General features: G+C 50.1%; 14 protein-coding genes. 10 read left to right on the top strand and 4 right to left on the bottom strand.

Translation table 11 applies throughout. The annotated features are described in order from the left end of the window. The first annotated feature begins 971 nt into the window (after nt 1-971). Both fadI and fadJ read left to right on the top strand, forming a co-directional pair. The gene (gene fadI, locus D515_RS08620) at nt 972-2,282 is read left to right on the top strand and encodes an acetyl-CoA C-acyltransferase FadI (RefSeq protein ID WP_039849816.1); all 1,311 of its coding nucleotides are present in this window, start codon (nt 972-974) and stop codon (nt 2,280-2,282) included. Beyond that, nucleotides 2,282-4,405, top strand: a complete 2,124-nt coding sequence (gene fadJ / locus D515_RS08615) for a fatty acid oxidation complex subunit alpha FadJ (protein WP_002537812.1) — start codon at nt 2,282-2,284, stop codon at nt 4,403-4,405. The genes fadI and fadJ overlap by 1 nt, the downstream gene beginning before the upstream one ends. A gap of 84 nt (nt 4,406-4,489) precedes the next feature. Here the strand turns inward: fadJ and D515_RS08610 are convergent, their stop codons facing one another. Further along, nucleotides 4,490-7,267, bottom strand: a complete 2,778-nt coding sequence (locus D515_RS08610; RefSeq protein ID WP_002537811.1) for an insulinase family protein — start codon at nt 7,265-7,267, stop codon at nt 4,490-4,492. A 141-nt stretch (nt 7,268-7,408) separates the two neighbouring features. On the opposite strand from D515_RS08610, the gene sixA reads away from it, so the two are divergent. After that, the gene (gene sixA, locus D515_RS08605) at nt 7,409-7,903 is read left to right on the top strand and encodes a phosphohistidine phosphatase SixA (RefSeq protein ID WP_039849815.1); all 495 of its coding nucleotides are present in this window, start codon (nt 7,409-7,411) and stop codon (nt 7,901-7,903) included. A gap of 77 nt (nt 7,904-7,980) precedes the next feature. On the opposite strand, the gene smrB is transcribed toward sixA, so the two are convergent. Further along, the gene (gene smrB, locus D515_RS08600) at nt 7,981-8,514 is read right to left on the bottom strand and encodes an endonuclease SmrB (protein ID WP_002537807.1); all 534 of its coding nucleotides are present in this window, start codon (nt 8,512-8,514) and stop codon (nt 7,981-7,983) included. A 109-nt stretch (nt 8,515-8,623) separates the two neighbouring features. On the opposite strand from smrB, the gene prmB reads away from it, so the two are divergent. Further along, the gene (prmB, locus tag D515_RS08595) at nt 8,624-9,556 is read left to right on the top strand and encodes a 50S ribosomal protein L3 N(5)-glutamine methyltransferase (protein WP_002537806.1); all 933 of its coding nucleotides are present in this window, start codon (nt 8,624-8,626) and stop codon (nt 9,554-9,556) included. Between the two features lie 220 nt (nt 9,557-9,776). Beyond that, nucleotides 9,777-10,862, top strand: a complete 1,086-nt coding sequence (gene aroC, locus D515_RS08590; RefSeq protein WP_002537805.1) for a chorismate synthase — start codon at nt 9,777-9,779, stop codon at nt 10,860-10,862. Between the two features lie 121 nt (nt 10,863-10,983). Here aroC and D515_RS08585 read toward each other — a convergent pair whose 3' ends face one another. Then, complete coding sequence (locus D515_RS08585) at nt 10,984-11,643, bottom strand: trimeric intracellular cation channel family protein (protein WP_002537803.1); 660 nt, start codon at nt 11,641-11,643, stop codon at nt 10,984-10,986. A 224-nt stretch (nt 11,644-11,867) separates the two neighbouring features. On the opposite strand from D515_RS08585, the gene D515_RS08580 reads away from it, so the two are divergent. Together D515_RS08580 and D515_RS08575 are read left to right on the top strand one after the other, a co-directional pair. Continuing rightward, a complete protein-coding gene (locus tag D515_RS08580) occupies nt 11,868-12,392 on the top strand; it encodes an elongation factor P hydroxylase (RefSeq protein ID WP_002537802.1) in 525 nt (174 codons plus the stop codon). Nucleotides 12,393-12,401: 9 nt separating this feature from the next. Further along, entirely contained in the window at nt 12,402-12,668 is a 267-nt protein-coding gene (locus D515_RS08575; protein WP_002537801.1) for a YfcL family protein, read from the top strand. A 65-nt stretch (nt 12,669-12,733) separates the two neighbouring features. On the opposite strand, the gene mnmC is transcribed toward D515_RS08575, so the two are convergent. After that, the gene (mnmC, locus tag D515_RS08570) at nt 12,734-14,737 is read right to left on the bottom strand and encodes a bifunctional tRNA (5-methylaminomethyl-2-thiouridine)(34)-methyltransferase MnmC2/FAD-dependent 5-carboxymethylaminomethyl-2-thiouridine(34) oxidoreductase MnmC1 (RefSeq protein ID WP_002537800.1); all 2,004 of its coding nucleotides are present in this window, start codon (nt 14,735-14,737) and stop codon (nt 12,734-12,736) included. A gap of 199 nt (nt 14,738-14,936) precedes the next feature. On the opposite strand from mnmC, the gene fabB reads away from it, so the two are divergent. From fabB to D515_RS08555, 3 genes are all read left to right on the top strand, one after another. After that, nucleotides 14,937-16,148, top strand: coding sequence for a beta-ketoacyl-ACP synthase I (gene fabB / locus D515_RS08565; RefSeq protein WP_002537799.1), 1,212 nt, complete (start codon nt 14,937-14,939; stop codon nt 16,146-16,148). A gap of 229 nt (nt 16,149-16,377) precedes the next feature. Beyond that, nucleotides 16,378-17,517: a 4-phosphoerythronate dehydrogenase gene (locus D515_RS08560; RefSeq protein WP_002537797.1), complete on the top strand. Its 1,140-nt coding sequence runs from the start codon at nt 16,378-16,380 to the stop codon at nt 17,515-17,517. Between the two features lie 2 nt (nt 17,518-17,519). Then, entirely contained in the window at nt 17,520-18,545 is a 1,026-nt protein-coding gene (locus D515_RS08555; RefSeq protein WP_002537796.1) for an aspartate-semialdehyde dehydrogenase, read from the top strand. Nucleotides 18,546-18,776 lie beyond the last annotated feature (231 nt).

Below are 18,776 nucleotides of genomic sequence, written 5' to 3'. Positions count from 1 at the left end.
CCTAAGTGAGCAATCTGGCTTTAAGACGGTTAGCCGCTTTGCTGTAATTGTAGTGTTGATTGGGCTAATAAATAACCATGTTAAATGTACGGAGCCTGCCTTCTGAAGGTGATTTGGTTTGAGTTTAATCAATTAGGCAGTGGTTGTAGTGTTTTAGACAGCTTTCTAAGAATTAAACAAATTCAACCAAGTGCATATTTATCCAACCTAACTCGCAATCTTCCCTTCGCTTTAGCCTCTCTTTCCTTCGATTGATGAGTAATCAAACAAAAAATTGATCTGCTTCAAAATCGCTTCCTGATGCGTGGGTATAGTAGGCACTGTCATCTGGTGACGTGTTACAGACTTCGTTGGTTTACCGAATCTGTCGCATGAAACCGTGTTGAGCAAGATGACAAACTTCCTTTTTGAAGGCTGACTTTACTTTCTCCTCAGGTCTATGACCTGATTTGCAATTGGCTTTACGTTAATTGATTTAATACGTGATTGCTTTCCACATACGTTGCCACACCTGATAGGTGTGGTTTTTTTTTGCTTTTCGTTTAAAGGGGCTGTTGACCTTTGGTGGTTAAATTTTGTTCTCGCTATAAGCGTTTTAGGCGCGGCGAGGTGTGTGCCGCCTAGTGATTCTAAGCAAACACACCTCAACAAAGCATAAAACGCTTAGAGCAGAACCTTTCGGGCAGCGTTTGTGGGGAATTTCTGCTGCGTTATCAGCTTCTCATGTAGGCCAGCTACACATCGAAGCCTTTGCCTTGCATAAAATCCCCACAAACTGCTGCAAAAATCATCACCAAAGGTCAACAGCCCCTAGTCACTCTCCAACTTTGCTTCTCGCTCAGTTTTTATTTTCAAAAATGTCGTAACGGTCTATGTTTGCTTGGCAGATTTAATTAAAACGCACGTTTTAATCTGATAACAAATTGGTTACACTCTTCTGGTCTGACCTCTAATAATTGCAAGGAGCGGCAATGAACTCTCCCCAGAATCTGACTACGCGTCAGGGTGAACGTATAGCTGTCGTCTCGGGTTTACGTACCCCGTTTGCACGACAATCCACCGCATATGCGGATGTGCCTGCTGTTGATCTCGGAAAGATGGTTGTTAGCGAAATGCTAAACCGTACCGACATTGATCCTAAGCTAATCGACCAGCTGGTTTTTGGACAGGTTGTTCAAATGCCGGAAGCACCGAACATCGCACGTGAAATAGTGCTTGGCACAGGTATGAATGTTCACACTGATGCTTACAGTGTCAGCCGCGCTTGCGCGACCAGCTTCCAATCTGTCGTCAACGTCACCGAAAGCATCATGGCCGGTGCTGTTGATATCGGTATCGCAGGTGGCGCAGATTCTTCTTCCGTGCTGCCAATTGGTGTCTCTAAGCACATGGCAGCGACACTGCTGGCGCTTAGCAAAGCTAAGACGATGAGCAAGCGCTTAAAACTCCTAAGCTCACTCTCCCTCAAAGACTTAGCGCCTGTTCCACCAGCTGTAGCGGAATATTCGACAGGCCTCAGCATGGGACAAACTGCAGAGCAAATGGCAAAGAGCCATGGCATTACCCGTGAGGAACAAGATGCATTGGCACACCGCTCTCATTCCCTAGCAGCGAAAGCTTGGGCGGATGGATTGGTTCGTGATGAGGTGATGACTGCCTTCCCTGAACCTTATCGCCAGTGGATTGATAAAGACAACAATGTTCGCGAAGACTCAACGGTTGAAGGCTACGCGAAACTGCGTCCTGCGTTTGACCGCAAACACGGCTCTGTGACTGCTGCAAACAGTACGCCACTGACCGACGGTGCTGCAGCAGTGATGCTGATGCGTGAAGGGCGTGCCAAAGAACTTGGTCTAACGCCTCTGGGTTACATCCGCTCATACGCGTTTTCTGCAATTCAGGTTGAGCATGACATGCTGATGGGGCCGTCTTACTCAACGCCAATCGCGTTAGATCGCGCTGGCATTACGCTGTCTGATCTCACTCTGATTGATATGCATGAAGCGTTTGCCGCGCAGACGTTGGCTAACGTAAAAATGTTTGCGTCCAAAAGCTTTGCAGAACAGAAGCTGGGTCGTAGCCAGGCAATTGGCGAAATCGACATGGACAAGTTCAATGTGCTGGGTGGCTCGATTGCTTACGGTCACCCATTTGCCGCAACCGGTGCGCGCATGATCACCCAAACCTTGAATGAACTTCGCCGCCGTGGAGGTGGTTTGGCATTGAATACTGCTTGTGCAGCAGGTGGTCTGGGTGCAGCGATGATCTTGGAGGCAGAATAATGACGGAACAAACAACCCCAACAAACGGTGCGTTCTCGCTGCGCTATGGTGACAACGGTGTGGCATGGCTGAGCATTGATGTCCCTGGCGAGAGCATGAATACCCTGCAAGCCAGCTTTGTTGATGAAATCAGTGCAATTCTGAGCGAGCTTGAAAGCAAAAGCGATATCAAAGGTCTGGTGCTGCACTCTGCAAAACCGGATAACTTTGTGGCTGGTGCTGACGTTCGCATGTTAGATGCGTGCAATACTGCGGAAGATGCACAGGCTATTGCTGAACATGGTCAGAAGCTGTTCTCCCGTATCGAGAAACTGCCATTTCATGTCGTCGCAGCGATTCATGGCCCTGCGTTGGGCGGTGGTTTGGAACTCGCTCTGGCTTGTCATAGCCGAGTCGCGAGTGATGATGATAAAACCCGTCTGGGTCTTCCCGAAGTGCAGCTTGGCTTGTTGCCGGGCTCCGGCGGTACGCAACGTCTTCCAAGACTCATCGGTGTGCCGGGCGCGTTGGATATGATTCTGACGGGCAAACAGCTTCGCGCCAAGAAAGCGAAGAAAATGGGCGTAGTCGATGATGTGGTTCCTCAGTCTGTGTTGCTTCGTGTTGCTGAAGAGTTGGCACTGAAGGGTAAACCCAAACGCAAAGGGAGCTGGCAGGATTGGGCGATGGGCGGCAATGCACTTGGCCGTTCTGTTATGTTCGATCAGGCTGCGAAGAAAACCCGTGAGAAAACCCGCGGTAATTACCCTGCCACTGAAGCCATCCTTGAGGTCATCAAATACGGCTTGGATAAAGGCGTCGAGAAAGGCCTGGCGCTGGAAGCAAAACGCTTTGGTGAGCTGGTGATGTCATCAGAATCTGCCGCATTGCGCAGCATTTTCTTTGCGACAACTGCAATGAAAAAAGAAACTGGCGCAGATGCTGACCCTCGCACTGTGACAGGCGTGACTGTGCTTGGCGGTGGTTTGATGGGCGCTGGTATCGCCAATGTTTCTGCGACCAAAGCGAATACACCTGTGCGCGTCAAAGATGTCAGCAACGATGGCATTCTGAATGCCATGGCTTACAGCTATAAACTGCTGGATAAAAAGCGCAAGCGCCGCATCATTTCCAAAGCCGAAATGCAAAAGCAGATGGATCGCATTAGCGGTACGACTGACTATTCCGGTATGAGCCGTAACAATGTGGTTGTTGAGGCCGTGTTTGAAGATCTGAAGCTGAAGCACCAAATGGTTGCGGAAGTAGAAGAGAATCTGGCTGAAGATACCATCTTCGCCACCAACACTTCTTCACTGCCAATCCATCAAATCGCCGAGGGTGCAAAGCGTCCTGAAAATATTGTGGGTCTGCACTACTTCTCGCCGGTCGATAAAATGCCACTGGTAGAAGTGATTCCACATGCGGGCACGTCCGAAGAAGCGGTGGCGACTGTGGTGAAGCTTGCGAAGAAGCAAGGTAAAACGCCGATAGTGGTGGCAGACAAAGCCGGGTTCTACGTGAACCGTATTCTTGCGCCATACATGAACGAAGCGGCAAGAACCTTACTGTCCGGTGAGTCGGTTGAGCACATTGACAATGCGCTGTTGGACTTTGGTTTCCCTGTTGGCCCAGTGACACTGCTGGACGAAGTAGGTATCGACATTGGCGCGAAGATCAGCCCAATTCTGTTGAACGAATTGGGTGAGCGTTTCCGGGCACCGGATGTGTTCGACGTGATGCTCAATGATGGCCGTAAAGGTCGTAAGAGTGGCAAAGGCTTTTTCGTTTACAACGGTAAGAAAAAAGAAGTCGATAAGCGTGTCTACACCTTGCTGGGTGTTGAGCTGAAAAGTCAGTTATCAGCGCATGAACTGGCGATTCGCTGTGTGCTGATGATGCTGAATGAAGCTGCCCAGTGTTTGGATGAAGGCGTGGTGAAATCTGCGCGTGACGGCGATATTGGTGCTGTGTTCGGTATCGGATTCCCACCATTCCTCGGCGGTCCATTCCGCTATATGGACCACATTGGAATTAAACGTCTGGTAGAAATGCTGGAACAGCATGAAGCCAAGTACGGTGAGCGTTTTGCACCGTGTGAGCTGCTTAAAGCCATGGCTGCGGAAGGTAAGACATTCCACTCATAAAGCCTTAAACAAAAAATCCCCGGCTGGCCCGGGGATTTTTTATATCTGAAGCATGGAAAAAGGCAGCACGAAGGTCGACAGGCTTTAGTTAATTCGCTCTGTGCGATTGCGACGAAACGCTGTGACAGACTCGATTTCCTTTGTGCCTTCAAGGCTACATTCATCAGGGTGAGCGCCACCACAACTGTGCATGATCAGACGATCGGAGGTACGCGGTTTCAATTGCTCGACCACAAACTTCACCATATCTGCGCGATCCATATCCCGAATAGCGGCAGCGACGTTCTGGCGCTGGGTAAATTCAGCATCCTTATTGCCAATACTGATCCACAAACGCTGTCCACGGGCGCGTAGGTTGGCATCCGGCTCTTCTATCTGTCCGAGTAACCCTTGTTTACTGGCTTGCCATTGCGCTTCGTTGAGTTCTAGCAGCACCAGGAAGAAGGCATTGAGGAAGTCGTCTATTGCTTCCATCAATTTTGCCGGGCCAGCCTGAGGTGACTGCACATAGAAAATCAAACCTGGGTGCCGGTTCATTGGCATGTTGCCGGAGCCAACCATATAGCCAAGTTGCTGCTTGGTGCGCAGCTCGTTGAAGAAGATGGCAGACATCAAATGCTGAGCGAAAGTAAATAAGGCGACATCCTGAGGTTCAGTGCCGTGGCTCTGGTAGTAAACCAACACGGCTGAGTCTTGACTGTCACATCCCAGATGGTATGACGCACTGCCAGCACCTTTCAAAAGGACCAGTGGTCGGGTGGACTCCTGATAGCGTTGGTTGTGCACACGAAGGGCATCTTTTACTGGCTCAGCCAAATCCAGCGTTTGCTGCTTCTGCCAGTTACCATAAACAAACATCTCAACATGCAGTTCGGACATCACGCGATGCACAAAGTCAGGTAGTTCTGTCACCTGCAGAGGTTCCAGCGCTTCGATGAGCTCTTCATACGTCGGATTGTTTGGTTGCAAGATACCTGTCATCGAATTGTATAAGCGGTTAATGGCTTTGTTTTGAGTCGCGTTCTTCCAACTTCTTAGCAACTGGGTTTTGATGATGTCAAAGCGCTCTGGTTTGAAATCGCGCTTGGCAAATTTATCCAATACCAAATCCATCAGGAGTGGCAGCTTTTCATTGAAGCCGCTTAGCTTCAAAGTCACGCCACCTTGATGGGCATAGAGATTGTAATTCAGGCCCGCAACTTCGGCAGGATAGGCTGTTTCATTGATGGACTCCATCAGCATTTCAACGCTGACGCGGGTCTTTACGATGTTCTCGACCGATTGCACCGCATGCGGGCTGTCTATCGCGACGTAAACCACGCCTTTCGGGACGCGGAAATCGGTATCTTGCAGGTGCCACAAACGAAAGCCCGGTAATTCCTGAATCATCACAGGTAGTTGCTGTTCTGGCGCTTCTAAATCTGCAGGGTCGAGTTCGTAGCTGATAAAGGGGTTTGGCTCTGGCAAAGCCAGTGCAGGAGAGATATGTGCCGCACGCCATTTTTCGAGCTGAGCTTCGGTGAATGGTTTCACACTGTAAGGGGTGTCGTACCAATTTGCCGTGCGATCATAATTGCCACCTTTGGCAATCAACGTCAGGCGAAGATGATCGGGTGTCAGGTAGCCAAGCATCTGGCGTATCAAGGCTTCGTCATATTCCTGCATGATGTAGTCGCCATACAGCACATCCTCATCCTGATAATGCTGCATGTTGAGCACCATATGACTCACGGTATCGATAGGGCGTGAAGGCTCTTGATAACGAAACGCCATTTCCTGCACCGCACGTTTTTCTGCATAACGCCAATCATCGAGCCCCTGCTCGCGGATAAGACTGATAGCCTGAAAAATGTAAGTCACGATATCGTCTATCTTGGTCAGTCCCGCCTCGGTCAAGCTGACACTGACTGAAAACTCTCGGAAATTCGAACCGCTGATCCCACCACCTGCTGACAGATTATTGATGAGCCCTTTTGCTTTGAGCAAAGACATCACACTGCCAGTACCTTCATAACCGAGAAGATGGGCAATGTAGGAAAGTGGCTTGATTTTGTAATGCTCATCGGTCGCTGGCATTGAAAATGCCAGTGTCAGCTTGCGAACATCTTTGAGCGGCTCGATACAGACAAACTGTTGCAACTGGGCTTTATCGACAAACGGGACGTCTGGCACAAACGGCGACAGATCAAGGTTTGGAATATCACTGAATGTTTGGTTTGCCAGCGTTTCCAAATCGTCCAGCCTGAATGGGCCAGTGATCGAGGCTGCCATCAGGTTGGCACTGTAATGGGTCTTGTAAAAAGCAATCAGCTCATCACGCACCGAACTGCCCTCGCGATCGGCAAGGGTGTCGAGGCTACCGACAGAAAATTTTGAGAAAGGGTGAGCCTGGTTGATGGTCTCTTTCTGCACCTGGTAAATCCGGCGCACATCGTCCTGAAGTTTCAGACGATATTCTGAGTCAACCGCGTTGCGCTCTTTGTCGACTGCATCTGCATTGAACAAAGGCGCAGAGAAGAATTGGCCGAATCGATCAAGCGCCTCTTCGAAATGGTCGTGTCGGATATCGAAGAAAAAGGTGGTGTTTTCGGTTCCGGTCCAGGCGTTGTTATTACCGCCATGGCGACTGATAAAAGATTGGAACTCACCGACATCGGGATATTTCTCTGTACCGAGAAACAACATGTGTTCTAGGAAGTGCGCTAAACCTTCACGATCAGCGGGATCACAGAAGTGTCCCACATTCACGGTTAACGCAGCAGCACTGCGCGGTGCTTGCACATCTTCTACCAGAAGCACCCTCAAATTGTTGGCGAGAGTAATAAGGCGGTAGCTACGATGATCGTTGGGACTGATTTGCACAAAGCACCTTCACTGGTAGTGGCAAGGTCTTAATTATGACCACGTAAGTAAATTGAGGCAAACATCTGTGCGATCAGTCGTTCCAGATTAAAGAATTGACTGGTAGCATATCGAAGAATACTCAAAATCAGCTGTTGTGATATGCGAATTTATATTATGCGCCACGGTGAGGCACACACCTTCGCCGCCAGTGATGAAGAACGTCCGCTGACCGATCGCGGTGAGCAACAATCGGTTGAAATGGCACGCTGGCTGGCACAAGAGCTGCCAGAGGGAAAACTGGACTTGGTTTTGGTGAGTCCTTATTTACGCGCACAGCAGACTTGGTCGGCATGTGCTGCCGTTTTGCCCGAAGCGAAAAGTGTTTTGACTGAAGACGGTATCACGCCGTATGGAGACAGCGAGCACGTTGCTTCTTACCTGCGCGCTTTAGTTTCCGTTGATAATCCAGCGTCGATTCTTTTGGTTTCTCATCTACCGCTGGTGGGTTATCTCACGGCAGAGTTTGAGGCTGATCTTCAGCCGCCGATGTTCCCGACATCTTCGATTTCCTGCATTGAATACAATCCGCAAACAGAACAGAGCGAAGTGCTGTGGATGAAAAGTCCGTCGCAAGTGATGGGGTACGCGTCCTGACCGCTTGGTCGAAAACAGCTTTAAGCAGAGATAAAAAAACGCCCAACACAGGGCGTTTTTGGTTTCTGTGCTTCAGGCTATTTTTCCGGGATTTCAATCAGAACCAGTAAAGCGCCATCACCACCAAATTCCAGTGGCGCCTGATGGAATGCCAATACGTCAGGGTGCTGTGCCAACCAAAGTGGTGTCTTCTGTTTCAGTATGTGTTTGCCAATACCGTGCATGACACAGGCACAACTGATCCCTTCTTTTATACATGCTGCAATCAGTGCGCCTAACTCTCGCTTGGCTTCCAGTTGCGTCATGCCGTGTAGGTCAAGGAACATATCCGGCACGTAAACACCGCGGCGAAGTCTTTTTACTTCGTATTTGGAGACACCTGTGCGCGCATATTGAGTTGGCCCATCCTCTTTCAGCAGCGGTTCAAACTCGTCTGAGAAATAGAAGGTGTGGTCGCGCGCCGCGGACTCAGTCTGCTTTTTGCGTGCTTGCTCTGTTGTCTGGCGTCTTGGCGGGTTTATGGTATCCTGCTGCAGTTTTTTAACGCCTTTCACCGCATCGCGGAACAATGACATGTCGTCATCTTCTGGGATCGGGGATTTCTTACTCATAAGTCATTTCCAAATTCTGTTAGCTGCATTTTACTTAAAATAAGAACAATGTCTGCTTTCCTGTTGGAATCGCCCTGACGGTGATGTGTTGAGGCTACTGGAGGCCATTTTGGATAGAATTATTGTTGATGAAGTCGTCAACGAGCTGCGTACGCTGCAAGACATGCTACGTTGGACGGTAAGTTGCTTTAATGCAGCAGGAATTTATTACGGTCACGGAACGGACAACGCATGGGACGAAGCGGTACAATTGGTACTGCCGACACTTTATCTGCCAATTGATGTGCCTGCAGAAACGCAAACTGCGCGTCTGACCACCAGTGAACGTCACCGTATTGTTGAACGCGTAATCCGTCGTATCAACGAGCGCACGCCAGTGGCTTACCTGACAAACAAAGCTTACTTCTGCGATTTGGAATTCTACGTGGATGAGCGTGTGCTGGTGCCACGTTCACCAATCGGTGAGCTGATCCAGAATCAGTTCAGCCCAATGCTGGAAGTCGAGCCAAACCGTATCATGGATCTGTGCACCGGCAGTGGCTGCATTGGTATTGCCTGTGCCTACGCGTTCCCTGACGCTGAAGTAGATCTGGTGGACATTTCTACCGATGCACTGGAAGTGGCAGAGATGAACATTCAGGAACATGGCCTTGAGCAGCAGGTTTTCCCAATCCGCTCAGATTTGTTCCGAGATCTGCCAAAAGATAAATACGACCTGATTGTCTCTAACCCACCATACGTGGATGAGGAAGACATGAACTCGCTGCCGGATGAGTTCCGTCACGAGCCAGAGTTGGGTCTGGCTGCAGGTACCGATGGCCTGAAACTGATGCGCCGCATCATTGCCAATGCACCGGATTACCTGACTGAGCAAGGCATTCTGATCTGTGAAGTGGGTAACTCCATGGTTCACGTTCAGGAGCAGTATCCACACCTGCCACTGACCTGGCTGGAATTTGAAAATGGCGGCCACGGTGTCTTCCTGATGACCTATCAGGATCTGGTCAGTGTTGCCGACGAATTTTCTATCTATAAAGACTAATTGTTGTCTTTGCCCCTAAGAAAAAGGCTGAAATTATAGATTTCGGCCTTTTTTGTATCTCTCTTTCCGGTTTTGCCTCATTTCTTGAAACCAGCCCAGTATTACAGGGAGTTTCCACCTGTACATAAAAAAAGCTTTTGCTTCTCAATCGCGGTTATGTTTCATTAGGTGCATGCTAATGCGGTTGTGATATGTCGACCGGAGAGAAACAGAGGAAGTAATGGCAGGCAATTCAATAGGTCAGGTTTTTCGGGTCACCACTTTTGGTGAAAGTCATGGATTGGCGTTGGGCTGCATTGTTGACGGTTGCCCACCGGGGCTTGAAATTTCAGAAGCAGATTTACAGGTCGATCTGGACCGTCGTCGTCCGGGCACCTCAAAATATACGACTCAACGTCGTGAACCGGATGAAGTGAAGTTCCTTTCTGGCGTTTTCGAAGGTAAAACGACAGGGACTTCGATTGGTTTGGTTATCGAAAATACCGACCAGCGCTCACAGGATTACTCCAAGATTGCAGACCGCTTCCGCCCTGGCCATGCCGACTACACCTACCATCAAAAATACGGACATCGTGATTACCGTGGTGGTGGCCGCTCTTCAGCGCGTGAAACGGCGATGCGTGTTGCTGCGGGTGCGATTGCAAAGAAATACCTCAAGCAAGAGTTTGGTATTGAAGTCCGCTGTTACCTCTCTCAAATGGGTGATGTGACCATCGACAAGGTCGACTGGGATCAAGTTGAGCAAAACCCATTCTTCTGCCCGGATGAAACAAAGCTGGAAGCGCTGGACGAACTGATCCGTGCGCTGAAAAAAGAAGGCGATTCTATTGGTGCCAAATTGACCGTGGTCGCGAATAACGTGCCTGTTGGTCTTGGAGAGCCAGTGTTTGACCGTTTAGACGCAGACATTGCTTACGCGCTGATGGGTATCAATGCCGTGAAAGGCGTGGAAGTGGGTGATGGCTTTGACGTCGTCAACCAGCGCGGCAGCGAGCACCGTGATGAACTGACGCCGGAAGGTTTTAAATCCAACCACGCTGGCGGCATTCTTGGTGGGATTTCATCAGGTCAGGATATCGTTGCGCACCTTGCGCTGAAGCCAACTTCAAGCATCACGGTACCGGGTGAAACCATCAATGTGGATGGCGAAACCGTCGACGTGATTACCAAAGGTCGTCATGACCCATGTGTCGGTATCCGTGCGGTGCCAATTGCAGAGGCCATGGTTGCGATTGTATTGATGGACCACCTGCTGCGTCACCGCGCACAGAATGCGGGTGTGCATACCAATACGCCGAAGATTTAAAAGAAAGATCCTAGGGCCTTGGAAAAGAAGGTCCTAGAATTAGCAAAAGCCAATACAAGAGAAAAGGGCTGACGGTTTCGCACCATCAGCCCTTCTTTTTGTTCTTTGCTCTTCCTAGGACCTAGGACCTAGGTCCTTCTTTTCCCAGAATGGTTTGTTCTTCAGCTTCAAAACTAAACACCGGCAGACTCCAGCCAAACTTCACCGCAGACATACGGAAGACAAAGCCAGTCACCAGCGTAGAAATGGTCGCGATGTTCTCATCAATGCCAAACTGGTTTCCGTGGGTCATCAGTGCCCAATACATAGCGCCTGCTAAGAAAGCGACGGAAGCATATAGCTCTTTATGCAGCACCATTGGCTGACGGCGACACAGCAAGTCACGCAGCAGGCCACCAAATATACCTGTCACCAGCGCAGACACCACACAAATCAGCGGCGACAGCCCCATATCCATGCCCACGCGGCAACCGATAATGCTGAAAGCAATCAGACCGAGTGAGTCCAGCCAGACGAAAAGCTTGTGATTGCGGGCCACCCAAGATGCCATCCAGGTCGTGATGATACCGGCAACGCAGACAATCACCAGATAGTGCGGGTTAGCGACCCAACCAAGCGGGTAGTGACCGAGCAAAATATCACGCACGGTACCGCCTCCAATGGCTGTGCAGGCAGCGACCAGCATGACGCCAAACCAGTCCATATTCCTGCGGCCAGCCGCCAGTGCGCCTGTCATGGCTTCAGCGGTAATTCCAACGATGTATAACGTGGACAACAACATGATATTCAGTAACTTGCATTTGAATGGGATAATTTCGCGCAATCATAGTTGTGATTGATCTCTCAATCCAATGAAAGGTTGTGAGGTCACCCATGAATTGAATTCATGCTTTTGCTGGTGGAATTGGCCTAAAACGGCGCTTTTTGCTGCGACAATAGGGGTTTTGGCAGGTAAAATGCCCGCTTAACTGAATTTGCTGTAACTTCACTATTACAATTCGCGCCATGCAACACGATTACAACGACCTTATTTCTGTCTTTAATCAGACTTTTATTGATTCTTTCAACACAGAATTGCTGCTGGGCGGCGATGAGCCGGTTTATCTGCCTGCGGATGATGACAACCCACACCACCGAATCATCTTCGCCCGTGGTTTTTATGCCTCTGCGCTTCATGAAGTGTCACACTGGTGCATTGCCGGGCCTGAACGCCGTTTGCTGGAAGACTTTGGCTACTGGTATCTGCCGGATGGACGCGATGAGCAGACGCAAGCCGAGTTTGAAAAGGTAGAAATCAAACCTCAGGCGGTAGAGTGGATTCTGTCGGCCAGTTGTGGCTTTCGCTTTCAGGTAAGTTGCGACAATCTAAACGGTTCTTTTGAACCTGACCGCCCGGTATTTACCGCAAAAGTGCGTGAGCAAGTGATGAAATATCTGAAAGACGGCATGCCTACGCGCGCCAAAACCTATTCAGACGCCCTTCGAACGTTTTATAATCGTCCTCCTTTAACGCCAGCAGACTTTTCCTGAGAGCTAAAAATGATCCAAGAATACGAAGAGAAAATCCTCGACCTGATTGATGCCATGGTAGAAACGGCCTCTGATGATGAGTTGTTTGCCAGCGGTTATCTGCGTGGTCATGTCTCGCTGGCGGCCGCAGATTGTGAGCAGGACGGCATCGAAGATGTGTCTGCGCTGAAGGTACGTGTCGACGAAAGCCTGAAAGAAAATTCAAACGAGCTGAACCCTTCCGATCAAGTGCTGGTGGGTAACCTCTGGGCATCGCTGCAACAGCAGGCAGGTTAAACACTGCAACCAGATAAGAAGAAGGCGCCAATCGGCGCCTTCTTTGTTTGAATTATCTTCCCCTACTAAAGAGCTTTACCCTTGAGCAGTTTTCTTACCCACATACGCCCTGGATGCAAGGCATTAAGCACATCAACCGGCATGGGTAGTGGATCGCCACAAAGCTGTGATGCCAGAAGTTCACCGAGGATTGGCGCAGAGGTTAAACCGCGCGAACCGAGTGCCAACAGGCTATAGAGGTTCGGGTAAACCGGTACATTTTCGGCACTGTCTTTCTTATCACGCAAATCGCTGTATGCGGTTTTCAAAGCTTCAAAGTTGCAGACATCACCGACATACGGCAAATGATCGCGGCTGGCACAGCGAATACCTACACGACCACCACCATGGTCAGTATCAATCTCTTCTGGCCACTCAGCAGGAATGCAATCGACCAGGCGCTGCTTGTTGTCAGCCTGATCGTCCATGCGGAAGTCCATGGAAGTATCATTCCGGCTATAGCTGGCGCCGATGCAATGAGTGTCATTTTTTGGGTTGGCCGGCGTCAGGTAACCGTCATAACACAACACGGTTTTGAGCAGCTTTAACGCTGGCGTGGTATTGATGTGGGACACCTGACCACGAACCGCATAGGCCGGGATGGGGGCGGTTTGCTCAAACTGGGTGAACTTGTGACCGTTAGCGATCACCACGGTATCGTGAGTCAGTTCGCCTTGGTTTGAAGTCAGTGTCCACGACCCGTTCTGATGACTGGCTTTCGTCACTTCGGCATTGTAATGACAGGTCAACAGGCCAGTTTTCTCAGCATTGGCTATCAAGCCCTGGGTTAACTGCTGAGGGCACAACCAACCACCGAGAGGATAGGTTACTCCGCCGTGCCCGGTTTCAATGCCAGTCAGTGATTCGGCGTCTTCTCTGGTGATACCGTGGATAAGAGATTCCGGAAAACCACCTGTCAGCATCTTCGCCAATTTGTCCGCGCTTTTTTCATCCCACCCTAATTGGGTAACGCCACACAAATCGTGATCAAACGAAACCGTTTCTGCTGCCTGTTCAATAAACTGACGGGAGAACAGAAATGCCGGCGCAAAGAAGCGAGAAAGGGCATCGTCACTGCCATTTAGAAGTGGATATACCGCGCCTTGTCGGTTGCCAGATGCGGCAAGTCCAGGCTTGTCATGCTCGCAATAAAGGGTGACTGATTTTCCACGGCGCACCAGTGACAGTGCCAAGGTGGCGCTCGCCACACCGCCACCAATAATGGCAATGTCATTGCTGTTTTGTGGTGCAGTACGTTTATACCAAGGAGCCTGTTGGCGTGGCTGGTTACGTTCGACCATGGAGCCGACAATCATGTCGCGCTTGGTGCCATAACCCTTGGCTTTCTTCATTTCAAAGCCAGCGTCAATTAAGCCGCGACGCACAAAGCCAGCTGCTGTGAAAGTGGCAACGGTACAGTCCTGTTTAGCCAGTCTTGCCATGCCGTCGAACAGCGTCTGACTCCACATTTCTGGGTTCTTGCTGGGTGCAAAGCCGTCCAGAAACCAGCAATCCACAATACCGTCATCAGACGTCCACACTTGCGGCATACAGTCTTTGATGTCGCCGAACCACAAATCCAGCGTGATCATGCCATCTGCCAATACCAAACGGTGGCAGCCAGAAACCACTGCTGGGTAGTGTTTGCGCAGAGCTTCGGCGAAATCCGCCAACTCTGGCCAGGCTGCGTGGGCTTTTTCTAAATCAGTCACGGAGACCGGGAACTTCTCAAAGCTGATGAAATGAAGCTGGTTGACTTGAGCCTCAGGGTTTTCCTTTCGGAATTGGGCAAACCACTGCCACACAGCCAGGAAGTTAAGGCCTGTACCAAACCCGGTTTCCGCAATCACGAATCGGTCATGTGAAAAGGTATCCCAGCGGTTTGGTAGCTGGTTTTGCTGCAGGAACACGTAGCGCGTTTCTTCCAGACCATTGGCATTGGAAAAGTAAACATCGTCAAAGTTGTCAGAGACCGGTGTTCCGGCGTCATTCCAATGGATTTGGGCGTGTTCAATACGGGTTTGGGTCACAAGCCTTACCTTAATAAAAACGGGGTTTGCACGTCGAGCGCGGATTCTATCGCCAATTCGACGGAATATACAGAACCGACAACGGGTCTGTGTCAGTATGTGAAAAATTTCAGCTTACACCTGTACTCTAGGAAAGCTGACCACTTAGGCGTATCAAAACCGCTATCATCGGTGCGAACTCGAATTGTAGGAACAAAAGATGAAACGAGCCGTAATTACAGGTATGGGAATTGTTTCCAGCATCGGTAACAACGTTAAAGAAGTGCTGGAGTCATTAAAGACGGGTAAATCAGGGATTAGCTTTTCCCAACAGTTCGCAGACATGAAGCTTCGCAGTAATGTCTGGGGTGATTTAAAGCTCAATCCTGCTGATCACATTGATCGCAAAAAGTTTCGTTTTATGGGCGATGCTGCGGGCTTCGCTTATCTGTCAATGGAGCAGGCTATCGAAGATGCCGGTTTGACAGAAGATATAGTGTCTAACGACCGCACCGGTCTGGTTGCTGGTTCTGGTGGCGCATCATCGATTAACCAAGTTGCAGCCACAGACACATTACGTGAGAAAGGCGTAAAACGTGTTGGTCCTTACATGGTGCCACGTACCATGTCTTCGACGGTTTCAGCTTGTCTGGCAACACCATTCAAAATCCGTGGTGTGAACTACACCATGAGCTCTGCGTGTGCGACATCAGCACACTGTATTGGCCACGCCGTTGAACTGATTCAACTGGGTAAGCAAGACGTTGTTTTTGCAGGTGGTGGTGAAGAACTGGATTGGTCACTGACCATGATGTTTGACGCTATGGGCGCGCTGTCGACCAAATACAACGACAACCCAGAAAAAGCATCACGTACCTACGATGCAGACCGCGATGGCTTCGTTATCTCTGGTGGTGGCGGCATGATGGTTATCGAAGAGCTTGAGCATGCGCTGGCGCGTGGTGCGAAAATCTACGGTGAAATCGTGGGCTACGGTGCAACGTCAGATGGCTACGACATGGTAGCGCCATCAGGCGAAGGCGCGATCCGCTGTATGAAGATGGCGATGCAGGACGTTGATCAAATCGACTACATCAACACTCACGGCACCTCTACGCCAGTGGGCGATGTGAAAGAGCTGGGCGCGATTCAGGAAGTGTTCGGCAACAACAGCCCTGCAATTTCTGCAACCAAAGCCATGACCGGTCACGCACTGGGTGCGGCAGGTGTTCACGAAGCGATTTACTCCACCATCATGCTGGAAAACAACTTCGTTGCGCCAAGCATCAACATTGAAAACTTGGATCCAGCTGCTGAAGGTCTGGATATCGTGTCGGAAACCCGTGAAGTAGAGCTGAAGACAGTCATGTCTAACAGCTTCGGCTTTGGTGGTACCAACGCCACGCTGGTTATCAAAAAATACGAGGGATAAGCGTCTTACTTGTCCCCGGAGTCACCGACTATCAAAGTCAAAAGGCTCTTCAGTTTTCCGGGACGTTGGCTTTATGCCTACAACAGACGCAGGTTTAGATCGTTGAGAGCCGATCTCTACCTTTCAGATCCTGGATTTTGCCCGGCCAATTGGCCGGGTTTTTTCGTTTTATCTGGCGCAGAAAACCGTCACAATAGCGCCAATGGAATAAATGTAAGAGTAAACGCACTTGAACATTCTGATTGATGAAAATATGCCGTATGCCGCTGAGCTGTTCAGCAAGCTTGGTACGGTCACCGCTAAAGCTGGGCGTACCTTGACGGCAAAAGACTTGATTGACGTTGATGCGCTGATGATTCGCTCCGTCACCAAGGTTGACGAAGCACTGCTGGAAAAAGCTAACAAACTGAAATTTGTCGGTACGGCAACCGCAGGCACCGACCATGTTGATGCAGAGCTGCTTGCCAGCAAAGGCATCTTCTTTACTGCTGCGCCAGGCTGTAACAAAGTGGGTGTGGCTGAATACGTGATAAGCGCGCTGCTGGTACTGAGTCAACAACAAGGCTTTTCTATTGCTGACCGTAAGGTCGGCATTGTGGGCGCAGGTCAGGTGGGAAGCTACCTGTCGAAATGTCTGTCAGCGCTAAGCATTCCACACCTTTTGTGCGACCCGCTCAAACAAGCGGAAGGCGACACACGCGAGTTTCATCATCTACAAACGTTGATTGCAGAGTGTGATGTCCTGACCTTCCATACGCCGCTAACCAAAAACGGTGAACACCCAACGCATCATCTGATGGGTGAAGCGGAGATCGCTTCACTGAAGCCTGGTTCAATCCTTATCAACGCGGCTCGAGGTCCAGTGGTCAGTAATGACGCATTGAAAGCTGCGCTGAAAACACAACAGTTAACTGCCGTTCTGGATGTTTTCGAGTTTGAGCCGGAAGTGGACATGGAACTCCTTCCTATGCTGGCTTTCGCCACCCCGCACGTTGCGGGTTACGGACTGGAAGGTAAAGCACGCGGCACCACCATGATCTACAACAGTTACTGCGAGTTTCTGGGTAACCAGGAAGAAAAAGTCGAAGCGGCGTCTTTGCTGCCGATCGCGCCAATTCCAAAGGTATCACTGAGCAAGCCTTGGGATGAAAGCGATCTGATGGCACTGTGCCAGCTTATTTATGACATCCGTCGTGATGACGCCGAGTTTCGCCGTGCGATGGCTGACATTGAACAGCAACGCGCAAGCTTTGACCGCTTGCGAAAGAATTACTGGGACAGACGCGAGTACAGTGCAATTACACTAGCGGGCGAGGCTGCGTTTGGGTTAGAGTCGCTCGCTAATTTAGGTTTTACCGTAGAGGAATAATCATGACACAAGAATTCGATGTGGCTTATGACGTCGCTGTTTTAGGTGCTACAGGCGCAGTAGGGCGCACCATTATCGAGGTGTTGGAAGAGCGTAAATTCCCTGTGCGCAACCTTCACTTGCTGGCAAGTGAGCGCAGTGCCGGTGAAACCATCCGCTTTAACGGTAAAAGTGTCCGCGTGAAAAACGTGGAAGACTTTGACTGGAGCCAGGTTCAAATCGCCCTGTTCTCAGCGGGTGCGGAATCTTCTGACCGTTGGGCACCGATTGCCGCTGACGAAGGCGTAGTGGTTATCGATAACACCTCACGTTTCCGCTATGAATACGATGTTCCGCTAGTGGTGCCAGAAGTGAACCCTGAAGCGATTGCGGATTTCCGTAACCGTAACATCATCGCGAACCCTAACTGTTCGACCATCCAAATGCTGGTGGCACTGAAGCCAATTTACGATGCTGCAGGTATTGAGCGCATCAACGTAGCAACCTACCAGTCAGTATCTGGCTCAGGTAAGAAAGGCGTTGATGAGCTGGCAGGCCAGACAGTGAAACTGCTGAACAGCCAGGAAGCAGAGCCAAGCACTTACAAAAAGCAGATCGCATTTAACTGTCTGCCGCATATTGATGAGTTCATGGACAACGGCTACACCAAAGAAGAAATGAAGATGGTGTGGGAAACCCAGAAAATCCTGGGCGACGATTCCGTGGCAGTAAACCCGACCTGTGTTCGCGTGCCTGTGTTTTATGGTCACGCTGAAGCCGTACATATTGAATGTCAGCAGCCGTTGGATGCCACCGAAGCGATGGATCTGCTATCCCGCGCTGAAGGTGTTGAAGTTTACTACGGCGAAGATTACCCAACGCAGGTAAAAGAAGCGACAGGTAAAGACCATGTGATGGTCGGCCGTGTACGTAACGACATCAGCCACCCGAACGGTTTGAACATGTGGGTGGTTGCTGACAACGTCCGCAAAGGCGCAGCGACAAACTCAGTGCAAATCGCTGAACTTCTGATCCGCGATTATCTGTAATCATCCCTGACTGGTTAAACCTAAGCTAGTCAAATCAGCCGGCAGCAGTGATCTGGTGCCGGTTGTTTGATCACAAAACACAGTTTTATCTCTTCACACTACAGTTTTCAGCTGGGCTTCCGATATAGTTAGGGAAATAACCAGTAATATCAATCGCAGCAGGTGTTTAACGCCTTACCTCCCAACGACTTCAGTAGGGAAACGCGCCGCGATTGTGAAAAGCCTTTTATT

The sequence above is a fragment of the Grimontia indica genome, from assembly GCF_000333895.2.
Taxonomy (GTDB): domain Bacteria; phylum Pseudomonadota; class Gammaproteobacteria; order Enterobacterales; family Vibrionaceae; genus Enterovibrio; species Enterovibrio indicus.
This window is presented reverse-complemented; position numbering and strand designations above follow the sequence as displayed.